The organism is Micromonospora sp. 4G55, assembly GCF_016803375.1.
The window spans coordinates 1-12,553 of sequence record NZ_JAEVHN010000134.1; the positions used below are offsets into that span (position 1 = coordinate 1).

The following is a 12,553-nucleotide window of genomic DNA, read 5'->3' on the forward strand; positions in this document are numbered from 1 at the left end:
GTGGTGGGCGGGGGCGTGGTGGTCGGCGGCGTGCTGGGGCCGCCGGCGTTGAGCGCGTCGAGCGTGGCGGTGTAGGCCGGCTTCTTGTTGCCGCTGCCGTCGAAGAGCAGCGGGGTACCGCTGGCCCGCCAGGAGTCGGTGTCCCGGATGCCCCAGACGGTGATGCCGGTGCAGCGGCTCACGGCGAGGCAGGCCCGGACGACCCGGGCGTAGTTGTCGGCCTGGGCCGACCCGGACCCCTCGATGTCCAGCTCGGTGATCTGCACGTCCACCCCGAGGTTGGCGAAGCGCTGGAGGTTGGCCTGGTAGTCGGCCGGCACCGGCGAGGCGCTGTTGAAGTGGGACTGGAAGCCGACGCAGTCGATCGGCACGCCCCGGGCCTTGAAGTCCTGCACCATCGCGTACACCGCGTTGCTCTTCGCGTTCTGCCCGTCGGTGTTGTAGTCGTTGTAGCAGAGCTTGGCGGTCGGGTCGGCCGCCCGGGCGGCGCGTAACGCCACCTCGATCCAGTCGTTGCCGGTGCGCTGGAGGTTGGAGTCGCGCCGGGCGCCGGTGCCGCCGTCGGCGAACGCCTCGTTCACCACGTCCCAGGCATAGATCTTGCCCCGGTAGTAGGTGGCGACCTGGGTGACGTGGTTGACCATCGCCGAGCGCAGGGCGGTGCCGCTGAGGTTCTGCGCCCAGCCGGGCTGCTGCGAGTGCCAGGCCAGCGCGTGCCCGCGTACGCGCATCCCGTTGGCGCGGGCGTGGTTGACGATGCGGTCGGCGTTGGCGTACGTGAACTGGCCCTGCGTGGGTTCGGTCGCGTCCCACTTCATCTCGTTCTCGGGCGTGACATGGTGAACTCGCGGTTGAGGATCCCGACGTAGGTGGCGTCGGAGAGCTTGTTCGCGGCCACCGCCGTACCGAAGTAGCGGTCGGTCTGGGCGGCGGACGCGCCCAGGGTGGTGGCGGCGCTGGCGCCGGGCGCCAGGGCGAACGTGGTGCCGAGTGCGGCGACGCCCGCGGCGGCGGCCACCAGGGTCGCGCGGAGCCGGGCTCGGGTCGTCGGACGTCCGCCCGGGCGGGCGGGGACGTGGGTCATGGCAGATCAACCTTTCGACAGTGACGGGGTGTGGGACGTCGCGCCTCGACCGTCGCCCGACGCGGTGACCGGCTCCGTCGCCCGACGTGACCGCCCGGAGGCCGCGCCGGGATCCGCCGTGCTGCGACTGTCACCGCAAGGGTCGAGGGGTCCCGTCCTGACGGTACCGAAAGCTTTCCGACACTTCAACGAAAATCGATGTCTCGGCCGTCGGGTGATCCCACTCGACGGGTCATCGGAGTCGGCGACGAAGCGGAGGCTTCCGGACGCCGAAACTTTCGGGGGGGACGGGCTGACACCGACGGGAAGCAGCGCGAGGAGGCGGCCGTCCCACCCGGCCGGTCATCCGGTCGATGGTCCCCCGGACTCCGTGCCGGCCGCCGCGAGGTAGCCGCTCGCCTGGAGTTCGAACAGCTCCCGGTAGAGCCCGCCGGCGGCCATCAGCTCCTGGTGGGTGCCCTGCTGCACCAACCGGCCGTGGTCCAGCACGAAGATCCGGTCGGCGTGCCGGACGTTGGCCAGCCGGTGGGTGATCAGGACGACCGCCCGGTCGGGGCGGCGGCGCAGGTGCTGGAAGAGGGCGTGCTCGGCCCGGGCGTCGAGGGCGGCGGAGGGTTCGTCGCAGATCAGCAGCCGGGCGTCCCGGTAGAGGCCCCGGGCGGCGACCAGCCGCTGCCACTGGCCGCCGGAGAGCTCCTGGCCGTTCTTGAACTCCCGGTCGAGCAGCGTGTCGTACCCGAACGGGAGGTCGGCGATCATGTCGTGCGCGGCGGCGGAGCGGGCGGCGTCCTCCACGGTCGGGCCGGCCTGGTCGGCGCAGCGGTCGTGCCGGCCGATGCGGATGTTCTGCCCCGCGGTGAAGGGGAACTTCCAGTACTCCTGGGTCATCACCGCCACCTGCGCCGCGGTCTGCGCCGGGTCCAGCTCGGCGAGGTCGACGCCGTCCCAGCGGATCGTCCCACCGGTGGGGCGGTAGAGCCCGGCGATGAGCTTGGCTAGGGTGGTCTTGCCGGAACCGTTCTCGCCGACCAGGGCGACCACCTCGCCCCGGCGGACGGTCAGGCTGACCTCGTCCACCGCCGGGGTGCCCGTGTCCGGGTAGCGGAGGCTGACCCGGTCGAGGGCGATGGTGTCGAACCCGGGCGCCGGGCGGCCCTCCCCCACCCCGATCCGCCCCCGCGCCCGCTCCAGGAAGTCCCGGTAGTCCTGGTAGTAGAGGGCGTCCTCGTAGAGGTTGTTGGTGGCGAAGACGGCGATGCCGAGGCTGGACCGGGCGGACTGCAGCGCCAGCAGGGCGGTCGCCGCGGCGGCCAGCGCGACCACGCCGGTGAGCAGCAGCCCGCCGAGCACGGCGTACATCCCGAAGGCGGCCACCCCGGCGACGGACATGCCGAACGCCCGGGTGGCGCTCTGCGCCCGGACCAGGCGCAGCTCGGCCCGGGTCTCCACGGCCATCACGCGGCGGAACTCGGCCAGCAGGAAGTCGTGCATCTGGTAGGCCCGGACCTCGACGGCGGTGCGCCGGTTGGCCATCAGGTGCGCCAGCATCCACATCCGGCGGCGGCGGGTGATCCGGGCCAGCATGGCCAGGTACTGCCGGCGGGCCATCCGGACCGCGGTGACCGCCTCGGGCACCGCGGCGAGCAGCAGGCACGGCAGGAGCAGGGGCTGGATCACGGTCACCGCCGCGGCGGTGGCCAGCACGCCGACCACGCCGGTGATCAGGTTGACCGTGTGGTCGACGATGGACGCCGCCTCGGCCATGCCCCGGTCCCGGACCCGGTCCATCTCCTCGGCGAAGCCGGCGTCGTCGAAGGCGGCCAGCTCCACCGCCGTGGTGGCCTCGAAGAGCCGCAGCTCCACCTCGTAGTTGATCTGGGGCATCAGCCGGGCCTGGGCCCAGCCGGCGGTCACGGTGAGGGCGCCCCGGGCGGTCACCGCCAGCGCGGCCAGGACCAGCGACGGCAGCGCGGCGCGTACCCGGTCGGGCGTGGGGCCGCCGGCGAACAGCTCCCGCAGCACGCCGGTGGTGGCGAGCAGCCCGAGGGTGGTCATCACCCCGGCCGCGAGGTTCAGGCCGATCGCCGCGAGGGTGTCCCGCCGGCTGGTGGCCCAGGCGAGCGTGACCGCCTCCCGGACCAGGTGGGGCAGCCGCCGGGCGACCGACCGGAAGCTGGTGTGGGCGAACTCGGTCGCCCGGTGCATCCAGTGGCCGTCCTCCAGCTCCGGCAGCTCCAGTTCGTCGGCGTCGTCGGACGGGCCGTCCTGTCGGGACGAGCGGCGTGGGCCGATCACCGTCGCCATGGGTCCTCCCGGGCCGAGGGACAGGGCAGGGAGAGAGCCTACTGTCGGCGACCGCGCGGTGTCGTGGCGTGACCGGCGTGTCGTACACGTGTCGCAACGGCGTGTCGCGGACCACGGTGCGGGACGGGTCTGCCGCGTCGCGTCGCGCCGGCCCCGCCGGGGTGGCAGGCTGGAGCCGAGCCGGCGGCGGCGCGAGGAGCGCCACCGGCGTCCCGTCGCGAAGGAGAAGATCGCCCCGATGGCTGCGAGTGTGACCACCACCGACGAATGGCAGGCGCTGCGCAAGCACGCCGAGACGATGCGCGGCACCCACCTGCGGGAGCTGTTCGCCGCCGACCAGCGCCGGGGTGAGCGGCTCACCGGCGAGGTCGCCGACCTGCACGTCGACTACAGCAAGAACCTGGTCACCGACGAGACGCTGGAGCTGCTCACCGCGCTGGCCGAGCGGGCCCGGCTCAGCGACCGGATCTGCGCCATGTTCGCCGGTCGGCACATCAACTCCACCGAGGACCGGGCGGTGCTGCACACCGCGCTGCGGCTGCCCCGCGACGCCACCCTGATCGCCGACGGCCAGGACGTGGTCGCCGACGTGCACAAGGTGCTGGACCGGATGGCGGCGTTCGCCGAGCGGGTCCGCTCGGGGCAGTGGCGGGGGCACACCGGCGAGCGGATCAGCACGGTGGTCAACATCGGCATCGGCGGGTCCGACCTCGGGCCGGTGATGGCGTACGAGGCGCTGAAGGCGTACCGGGACGGCGGGATCAGCTGCCGGTTCGTGTCCAACATCGACCCGACCGACATCCACGACAAGACCCACGACCTGGACCCGGCGACCACCCTCTTCGTGGTCGTCTCCAAGACCTTCTCCACCCAGGAGACGCTGGCCAACGCCAACCAGGCGAAGATGTGGCTGCTGTCCGGGCTGGACGCCGACGACGACGCGGCGATCGCGAAGCACTTCGTCGCGGTCAGCACCAACGAGCAGCGGGTCCGCGACTTCGGCATCGACCCGCAGAACATGTTCGGCTTCTGGGACTGGGTGGGCGGCCGGTACTCGCTGCCCTCGGCGGTCGGCCTGTCGGTGATGCTGGCGGTCGGCCCGGCACACTATCGGGACCTGCTGGCCGGCTACCACGCCGTGGACGAGCACTTCCGGACCACGCCGGTGCGGCACAACGTCCCGGCGCTGATGGGCCTGCTGAACGTCTGGTACACCAACTTCCTCGGCGCGCAGACCCACGCCGTGCTGCCGTACTCGCAGTACCTGCACCGGTTCCCGGCGTACCTGCAGCAGCTGACGATGGAGAGCAACGGCAAGTCGGTGACGCTGGACGGCACCCCGGTCGACCACCGGACCGGCGAGATCTTCTGGGGCGAGCCGGGCACCAACGGCCAGCACGCGTTCTACCAGCTGATCCACCAGGGCACGCTGCTGATCCCGGCGGACTTCATCGCGTTCAGCCAGCCCAACCACGACCTCGGCGACATGCACGACCTGTTCATGTCGAACTTCTTCGCGCAGACCGCCGCGCTGGCGTTCGGGCGGACGAAGGAGCAGGTCGAAGCGGAGGGCACCGCGGCCAAGGTGGTGCCGCACCGGGTGATGCCGGGCAACCACCCGACCACCTCGATCATCGCGCCGAAGCTGACCCCGGGGACCCTCGGCCAGCTGATCGCCCTCTACGAGCACATCGTCTTCACCGAGGGCGCGATCTGGGACATCAACCCGTTCGACCAGTGGGGCGTGGAGCTGGGCAAGGTGATGGCCAACCAGCTCGCGCCGAAGCTGACCGGCGGCGACCCGGACCTGTCCGACGTGGACTCCTCCACCGCCGCGCTGATCCGCCGCTACCGTCGCGAACGCGGCCGGGACTGAACCCCGCGAGACGGCGGCCGGGTCGACGACCCGGCCGCCGTCTTTTTGGTACGCGAACTGGTCCAACCAGTTGACGGGTTGATGTGCGCGGGGTCACACTGCTGCCGTGGCCTTCGTTCCCGTTCCTCGCAGCTCCGTCGCCGACCACGTCTTCGGCCAGCTCCGCGACGCCATCGTCAGCGGTCGCTACCGCCCCGACGACCCGCTGCCCGGCGAGCGCGAACTGGCCGCCGCGTTCGCGGTCAACCGGCACGCCGTCCGCGAGGCCCTGCGCCGGCTGCAACAGCTCGGCCTGCTCCGGGTCAGCCAGGGCGGCGCCACCCGGGTGCTCGACTGGCGGGTGCACGCCGGTCTCGACCTGGCGCTGTCGCTGGTGCAGTCCGGCGACCTGCTCCCCGTCGACACGCTGGTCCGGGACATGCTGGAGATGCGTGCCTGCGTCGGCGTGGACGCCGCCCGGCTCTGCGCCGAGCGGGCCGATGCCGAGCTGCGGGGCAGCGTCATCCGCGACGTCGAGGCCTACGCGGCGCTCGCCCCGGACCTGCACGCGATGGACAAGGCCAACATCCTGCTCTGGCGGCACATCATCGACGGCTCCGGCAACACGGCGTACCTGCTGTCCTTCAACAGCCTGGTCGCCGGGGCGGTGGCCGTCGGCGAGGTACCGCCGGAACGCCGCGCCGCCGAACTGCTGGACGTCACCGGCCACCGCCGGCTGGCCGAGGCGATCGCCGACGGGCGCGGCGACGACGCCGCCGCGCAGGCCCACGCGCTGCTGACCGCCTCACTCACCACCCCCACCACCCCACCAGGAAGGGAATGTCGAGCATGATCCCCGCCGTGCTCTACGCCGTACCCGCGTTCCTGCTGCTCGTCGTCGTGGAAGCGCTGTCGTACCGGTTCGCCCCCGACGACGACGAACGCGGCTACGAGCTGCGTGACACCACCACCAGCCTGACCATGGGCGTCGGCAGCGTGCTGATCGGCACTCCCTGGCGGCTGCTCACCGTCGGCCTCTACGTGGGGCTGTGGACCCTCGCCCCGGTGCAGCTCTCCCCCACCAGCGTCTGGACCTGGGTGCTGCTCTTCTTCGCCGACGACCTGGCCTACTACTGGTTCCACCGCACCCACCACGAGGTGCGCCTGTTCTGGGCCAGCCACGTGGTGCACCACTCCAGCACGTTCTACAACCTCTCCACCGCCCTGCGGCAGAGCTGGACGACGCCGATGACCTCGCTGCCGTTCTGGCTGGCGCTGGCGCTGCTCGGCATCCCGCCGTGGATGATCTTCCTCCAGCAGTCGATCAACCTGCTGTACCAGTTCTTCCTGCACACCGAGCGGATCAACGTGCTGCCCCGGCCCATCGAGTGGGTCTTCAACACCCCGTCGCACCACCGGGTCCACCACGGCGCCAACAACGAGTACCTGGACCGCAACTACGGCGGCATCCTGATCGTCTGGGACCGGCTCTTCCGCAGCTTCGAGCCGGAACGTGCCGCCGTGCGGTACGGCCTGACGAAGAACATCAACACCTACAACCCGCTGCGGGTGGCCACCCACGAGTACGCGGCGATCTGGCGCGATGTCCGGGAAGCCACCTCCTGGCGGCACCGACTCGGTCACCTCTTCGGCCGGCCGGCTGGCAGCCCGCCCGATGAGACGACTCTGGCCCGGGCTGTACGCCGCGGTCGCCGCCGTCGAACTGGCCGGCGTCGCGCTCGACGTACCCGCGCTGCAGTGGGCGGCGAAGCCGCTGCTCGCGCCGCTGCTGCTGGCCTGGCTGCTGCGCGTACGCCGCAGGTGGGACCTGGTGGCGGCCGGCCTGGTGTTCGCGACGGCGGGTGACGTGGCGCTGCTGCTGCCCGGCACCGCGGCGTTCCTGGTCGGGATGGGGTGCTTCCTCGGCACCCAGCTCTGCTTCCTGACCGCCTTCCTGCGGCACCGGCGGGCGCGCTGGCCGCCTTCGCCGGCTACCTGGCGGTCTGGGCGGGCGCGAACGCGCTGCTCTGGGAGCGGCTGGGCGACCTGCGGCTGCCGGTGCTCGGCTACAGCCTGGCGTTGAGCCTGATGGCCGCCGCCTCGGTGGGGGTGTCCCGCCGGGCGGCGGCCGGCGGGGCGCTCTTCCTCGTCTCCGACGCGCTGATCGGGCTCGGCGCGGCCGGGGCGGAGCTGCCCGGGCGCCGGTTGCTGGTGATGGTCACCTACATCGCGGCGCTGGTCCTGCTCACCACCGCCTGGGCCCGCGAGGCCACCGCGCGGCGGCCCGCGGCGGACCGACCGCCGGTGGACGCGATGAGCGAGGCCTGACCAACCCCGTTCGCGGCGTGTCGCGGTGTCGGAGCGCTCGACACCGCGACACGCCGCAAGTCGTGCCGGGCGGAGCGTCAGGGGTTCATCTCGTAGGCGCCGGAGAGCGCCTCCACCTGGGACCAGACCCGGGCGGTGCGCTGCGGGTCGGCGGCCGGTCGGCGGACCTGGGTCAGCGCCCACGCGGCCTGCGCGTCGGTGGTGGCCGCCTTGCCGTGCAGTTCGGTGGCGTGGCCGGAGAAGTCGCGGACCAGGATGTCGAAGATCTCGTCCAGCAGGTCGGCGTCCAGGTTGGTCAGCGCGGCCTGCTCCAGGATCAGCTGACCGTAGACGACCAGCGCGAAGAGCTGGCCGAGGGCGAGCAGGAAGTCCAGGTCGCGCTGCTGCTCCTCACTCGGCGCGTGGGCGGCCAGCAGCGCGCAGAGCCCGTCGGCCTGCTCCCGGAACCGGGCCACGTTCGGCACCTCGGCGTGCGCGTCGTACGCGGCCCGCCAGTCGTGGAAGCGGATCGCGCCCAGTCCTCGGGCCGGGCCCTGCCGGAACAGGAACTCGTCGTCGGCCGGGTCGTGCCGGGTCGGCACCGGCGGGAACTCGGCGGCCGGAACAGGTAGTTGGCCATGAACTTCAGGATCAGGGCCAGGTTGACGTGCACGGTGCCTTCGAGCTTGGGCAGGCCCCGAATGTCCCGCGCGGCCTTGTCGAAGTAGGTGTCCGCCTCGAAGCCCTTGGCGGCGATGACGTCCCAGAGCAGGTCGACGACCTTCTCGCCCTCGGTGGTCACCTTCATCTTGGTCATCGGGTTGAACAACAGGTAGCGGCGGTCGTCCGGGCCGGCCGAGCGGAAGTAGTCCACCGCCCGGTCGCTGAACAGCTTCATCGCCACCAGCCGGGCGTACGCGTCGGTCAGCTCCCGGCGCACGTGCGGGAAGTCGGTCACCCGCCGGCCGTAGAGCACCCGGTTGTGGGCGTGGGTGACCGCCTCGAACATGGCGTGCTCGCAGATGCCGATCGAGGCGGTGCAGAGGTTGAACTTGCCGACGTTGACGGTGTTGAGGGCGGCGTCGAAGGCGGCCTTCCCGGTGTGCAGCACGTCCTCGGCGCGCACCGGGTAGTCCGCCAGCCGGAACTCGCTGACGTACATCTGCGCGTTCACCACGTTGCGCACCAGGTGGTACGCGGGGTGCCGGCTGTCGGCGGCGAAGAAGACGTACCCGTCGGGGCCGTCGACGTCGGCGCGGCGGCCGAAGACCGAGACCAGGCCGGCGACGTTGCCGTTGCCGATGTAGTACTTGCCGCCGGTGGCCCGGAAGCCGCCCTCGCCGTCCGGGGTGAGCAGCATGTCCGTGGAGTAGATGTCGGCGCCGTGGCTGCGCTCGGAGAGGCCGAACGCCATCACGTGGCCGGCGTCGAGCAGGGTGGCGGCGCGGGCCCGGGCGGCGGCGTTGTCACTCTGCCAGACCGGGCCGAGGCCCAGGACGGTGACCTGCCAGGTGTACCAGTAGCCGAGGCCGTAGAAGCCGAGCACCTCGCTGAGCGCCGCGTTGCGGGCGGTGTCCCAGCGCTTGGCCGGGTCGCCGGCACCGTCGGCGGCCGGGGTGCAGAACGCCGCGAAGAGACCGGACTTGGCGGCGAAGTCGAGGAAGTCGCCGTACCAGGTGTGGTCGTTGTAGCTGTCGACCAAGGCCTTCTTGCCGCGCTGCTCGAAGAAGTCGACGGTGGCGCGCAGCAGCCGGCGGGACTCGGAGTCGAGGTGGGCGGGGTCGTAGGTGCGCGGGTTGAGCAACGGGTCGGCCATGGGGGTCCTTTCCGGAAGGCGGGGGGTCAGCGGGCGAGGTCGCGCAGGGTGGCGAGGACGTCGTCGAGCCAGGCCAGCACCATCCGCTCGTACGCGATGCCGCCGCGCAGCACGACGTGCTGGAGTGCCGCGCGGGCGTCGCCGGGGTCGGGCGCCGGGAAGTCGCGGCGTTCGCCGGCCAGGTAGCTGGCGAGGACCGCCTCGTGGTCGGCGCGGTAGCGCTCGACCTCGGCGACCAGGTCGGCGCGGCCGGCCCGGTCGGCGAAGGCGGCACCGCGGATCTTGACGGCCAGCTCGTGCCGGACCGCCTCGGGCTGCACGGGCGCGCGCAGCCAGTCGGCGAGCGCACTCTGCCCGGCGGCCGTGGCCGACCAGCACCGCTTGTCGGGGCGGCCGTCCTGGCCGACCTCCTCGGCGGCGACCCAGCCGTCGGTCTCCATCCGTTTGAGCACCCGGTAGATCTGCTGGTGGGTGGCGGTCCAGAACCGGCCGATCGAGCGGTCGAAGCGGCGAGCCAGCTCGTAGCCGGAGGCCGGCTGCTCCAGCAGGGAGACCAGGATCGCGTGCTCGAGGGCCATGCGGGCATCCTGCTATGCAACGAGTTGCATAGGCAAGGCCGCAGGGGCATCGGTCACACACGGCGACGCCGCGCCCCTCGTGGGAGCGCGGCGTCGGATCAGGTCAGCGGCGGGCGCCGCCGGGGCGGCGGGTCAGCACCAGCCCGAGGGCGATCATGCCGAGGCCGAGGAACAGGTGCAGCCAGTTGTCCGCGGTGTTGAGCGGGACGAAGTTGGCGCCGCTCTCGAAGTTCACGACCACGCCGTAGAGCCAGAGCACCAGGTATATGGCGCCACCGGCGACCAGGTACGTCCGCGCGCCGGAGACCGTACGCGCCAGGGCGAGCCCGGCGACGCCGAACGCCAGGTGCACCAGGTTGTGCAGGATCGACACCTGGAAGAGCCCGAGCAGCTTCGCCTCCGAGTCGTGCCCGGCGAACATCATCTGGTCGAAGTTCGTGGTGATGCCGGGGATGAAGCCCAGCACCCCGATGAGCAGGAAAAGCACGCCGACCGCCTGCGTGGGGCGACGGACGGGGGACGCGGCGGTCGCCGGTGCCCCTCGGCCGGGTCTGTTCACCATGTCAACCACCTCCGTCGGGGTTCGCGTGGTCCCGGATGCCCGGGACCACACGCCGCAAACCTCCGGAACCGGGGGCGGTGGTGTGCGGGGGGCCGGCTCAGGCCGGTGGCAGGTGTTCCCGGAGCGCGGCGAACTCGGCCACGGTCAGCCAGGAGGGGTTGGCGCCCTGCGGCTGGCGGAGGACCTCCGCCCCGGCCAGTCGGGCGTCGGCGCGCAGCCGCTCCCGGGGCACCCGGTCGCCCGGGTCGAGCACCGTCAACTCCAGCGGGACCGACCAGGGCTCCCCCGGCGGCCCCGGCACGGCCGGCCCGGCCAGCCGTCCGACACCCCACACCCCGTACGCCAGCCGGCGCCGGCTGCCACTGGCCCAGAGGACCACCGGCTGACCCGCCCGCATCAACTCGGAGCGGTAGCCGGGGCGGACGCACCAGCTCCGCACCCGGGGGTCGGCGGCGAAGCGGGACGCCAGGTCGACCGCGTCCGCGTTGCCCTTGACCAGCCAGGCGCCGAGGCCTTCCGGGGTCACCCGTCGAGTCGTCATCGGGTGCTGGTGCCCAAGACCGGTGCAGGTCAATCAGTCAACATGGCGTTGATCACTCGACGTGGGCGTTTACCGGGCGCGGGCCGTGGAGACTTTCCGCCGGTACCGACAGAGGGGGAGACCGTGTCCGAGACCGACCGCCCAGAGCCGCGCGACCGGGGCACCGCGCCCGCCGGGGTGACAGATCCGCTCCTGTGGCGGCTCGCCGCCGGCGTGGTGGACGCGCACCAGCCGGATGAGACCGGACACTGCGACAACCTGGTCTGCGGCCACCAGGAGTGGCCGTGCGACGCCGCCCGCCACGCGCAGCGGGCGCTGGCACTCTCCGGCGACGCCCCCGAGGAGGTCGCCGACCCGGTTCGCGACGACCGGCGGGAGGAGTCGCCGGGCGACCTGACGGCCCTGCCCCACCGCCGCTCCCGGACGGCCGCCGAGGCCGCCTGACGCTTCCCGGGCGGGACCGCCGCCCGGGGCGCCCACTCACCGACCCGCTGTCACATCGGCCGGGTCGGCTGTGTCTACTGCTGTGAGACGCGACGAGGGGGCGACGTGACAGCGGTCGACGAGCACGAGTGGCTGACGCAGCGGTTCGAGGAGCACCGGACCCGGCTCCGGGCGGTGGCATACCGGATGCTCGGCTCGGTGAGCGAGGCCGACGACGCCGTCCAGGACGCCTGGCTACGGGTCAGCCGGGCCGACACCGGCGCCGTGGAGAACATCGGCGGCTGGCTGACCACCGTGGTGGCCCGGGTCTGCCTGAACGCGCTCCGCTCGCGGGAGCGGCGCCGCGAGGAACCCCTCGACATACGGCTGCCCGAGCCGGTGATCAGCCGCGAGCCCGGGAACGACCCCGAACACGCCGCCGTGCTGGCCGACTCGGTCGGGCTCGCGCTTTTGGTGGTGCTGGAGACCCTGACGCCGGCCGAGCGGCTCGCGTTCGTCCTGCACGACATGTTCGCCGTGCCGTTCGAGGAGATCGCCCCGATGGTCGAGCGGTCCCCGGCCGCGGCCCGGCAGCTGGCCAGCCGCGCCCGGCGGCGGGTACGCGGGCAGGCCCCCGTGCCCGACCCGGACCTCGCCCGGCAGCGGGCGGTCGTCGAGGCGTTCTTCGCCGCCGCCCGCGACGGCGACTTCGACGCGCTCGTCGCCGTGCTGCACCCCGACGTCGTGCTGCGCTCCGACGGCGGCCCGGGCAGCCGCCACACCGTCGTGCTCACCGGCGCGCCGACGGTCACCGGGCAGGCGGTCACCTTCGGACGGCTCTACCCGTTCATGCGGCCGGCGCTGGTCAACGGGGCCGCCGGCGCCGTGGTCGTGGCGCAGGGCCGGCCGATCTCGGTCATGGGCTTCACCGTCACCGACGGCCGGATCGTCGCCGTCGACGTGCTCTCCGACACCGACCGGCTGCGCCGGCTCGACCTGACCGTCCTCGACGACTGACGGCATGCGGCCCGGCGGGGCGCGGGACCTCGGTCGCCCCGCCGGCAAGCGATGCCGTCCGCACCG

General features: G+C 72.6%; 10 protein-coding genes and 2 pseudogenes. 6 read left to right on the top strand and 6 right to left on the bottom strand.

What is annotated here, in order from left to right; all coding sequences use genetic code 11:
- Positions 1-1,084, bottom strand: a pseudogene (locus JNW89_RS13905) (endo-1,4-beta-xylanase); the annotation flags it as partial.
- 342 nt (positions 1,085-1,426) lie between these two features.
- Positions 1,427-3,388 (bottom strand): ABC transporter ATP-binding protein, encoded by a 1,962-nt coding sequence (locus JNW89_RS13910; protein WP_238449254.1) that lies wholly within the window; start codon positions 3,386-3,388, stop codon positions 1,427-1,429.
- 238 nt (positions 3,389-3,626) lie between these two features.
- Between JNW89_RS13910 and pgi the strand changes: the two genes are divergently transcribed.
- The 4 genes and pseudogenes from pgi to JNW89_RS13930 all read left to right on the top strand — a co-directional run bounded on the left by pgi (position 3,627) and on the right by JNW89_RS13930 (position 7,571).
- Positions 3,627-5,264 (top strand): glucose-6-phosphate isomerase, encoded by a 1,638-nt coding sequence (gene pgi, locus JNW89_RS13915; protein ID WP_238449255.1) that lies wholly within the window; start codon positions 3,627-3,629, stop codon positions 5,262-5,264.
- Positions 5,265-5,370: 106 nt separating this feature from the next.
- On the top strand, positions 5,371-6,096 hold the full coding sequence (locus JNW89_RS38090; protein WP_238449256.1) for a FadR/GntR family transcriptional regulator: 726 nt from the start codon (positions 5,371-5,373) through the stop codon (positions 6,094-6,096).
- Entirely contained in the window at positions 6,084-7,109 is a 1,026-nt protein-coding gene (locus tag JNW89_RS13925; RefSeq protein ID WP_238449257.1) for a sterol desaturase family protein, read from the top strand. The genes JNW89_RS38090 and JNW89_RS13925 overlap by 13 nt, the downstream gene beginning before the upstream one ends.
- A pseudogene (locus JNW89_RS13930) lies at positions 7,048-7,571 on the top strand (lysoplasmalogenase). The gene JNW89_RS13925 and the pseudogene JNW89_RS13930 overlap by 62 nt, the downstream one beginning before the upstream one ends.
- 316 nt (positions 7,572-7,887) lie before the next feature.
- Here the strand turns inward: JNW89_RS13930 and JNW89_RS13935 are convergent.
- The 4 genes from JNW89_RS13935 to JNW89_RS13950 all read right to left on the bottom strand — a co-directional run bounded on the left by JNW89_RS13935 (position 7,888) and on the right by JNW89_RS13950 (position 11,032).
- The gene (locus JNW89_RS13935; protein ID WP_238449258.1) at positions 7,888-9,366 is read right to left on the bottom strand and encodes an acyl-CoA dehydrogenase; all 1,479 of its coding nucleotides are present in this window, start codon (positions 9,364-9,366) and stop codon (positions 7,888-7,890) included.
- A gap of 26 nt (positions 9,367-9,392) precedes the next feature.
- A complete protein-coding gene (locus JNW89_RS13940; RefSeq protein ID WP_238449259.1) occupies positions 9,393-9,944 on the bottom strand; it encodes a PadR family transcriptional regulator in 552 nt (183 codons plus the stop codon).
- A gap of 103 nt (positions 9,945-10,047) precedes the next feature.
- Complete coding sequence (locus JNW89_RS13945) at positions 10,048-10,506, bottom strand: DUF4383 domain-containing protein (RefSeq protein WP_238449260.1); 459 nt, start codon at positions 10,504-10,506, stop codon at positions 10,048-10,050.
- Between the two features lie 97 nt (positions 10,507-10,603).
- Positions 10,604-11,032 (bottom strand): hypothetical protein, encoded by a 429-nt coding sequence (locus JNW89_RS13950; protein ID WP_238449261.1) that lies wholly within the window; start codon positions 11,030-11,032, stop codon positions 10,604-10,606.
- 138 nt (positions 11,033-11,170) lie between these two features.
- Between JNW89_RS13950 and JNW89_RS13955 the strand changes: the two genes are divergently transcribed.
- Both JNW89_RS13955 and sigJ read left to right on the top strand, forming a co-directional pair.
- Positions 11,171-11,491, top strand: a complete 321-nt coding sequence (locus JNW89_RS13955; protein ID WP_238449262.1) for a hypothetical protein — start codon at positions 11,171-11,173, stop codon at positions 11,489-11,491.
- Positions 11,492-11,596: 105 nt separating this feature from the next.
- Positions 11,597-12,487, top strand: a complete 891-nt coding sequence (sigJ, locus tag JNW89_RS13960) for an RNA polymerase sigma factor SigJ (RefSeq protein WP_309139982.1) — start codon at positions 11,597-11,599, stop codon at positions 12,485-12,487.
- The last annotated feature ends 66 nt before the right edge of the window (positions 12,488-12,553 follow it).

Bases quoted from the DNA above. Each gene is read 5' to 3' on its own strand.
- JNW89_RS13945 (WP_238449260.1), bottom strand. From the start codon at position 10,506: ATGGTGAACAGACCCGGCCGAGGGGCACCGGCGACCGCCGCGTCCCCC.
- JNW89_RS13940 (WP_238449259.1), bottom strand. From the start codon at position 9,944: ATGGCCCTCGAGCACGCGATCCTGGTCTCCCTGCTGGAGCAGCCGGCC.
- JNW89_RS13910 (WP_238449254.1), bottom strand. From the start codon at position 3,388: ATGGCGACGGTGATCGGCCCACGCCGCTCGTCCCGACAGGACGGCCCG.
- pgi (WP_238449255.1), top strand. From the start codon at position 3,627: ATGGCTGCGAGTGTGACCACCACCGACGAATGGCAGGCGCTGCGCAAG.
- JNW89_RS13925 (WP_238449257.1), top strand. From the start codon at position 6,084: ATGTCGAGCATGATCCCCGCCGTGCTCTACGCCGTACCCGCGTTCCTG.
- JNW89_RS13935 (WP_238449258.1), bottom strand. From the start codon at position 9,366: ATGGCCGACCCGTTGCTCAACCCGCGCACCTACGACCCCGCCCACCTC.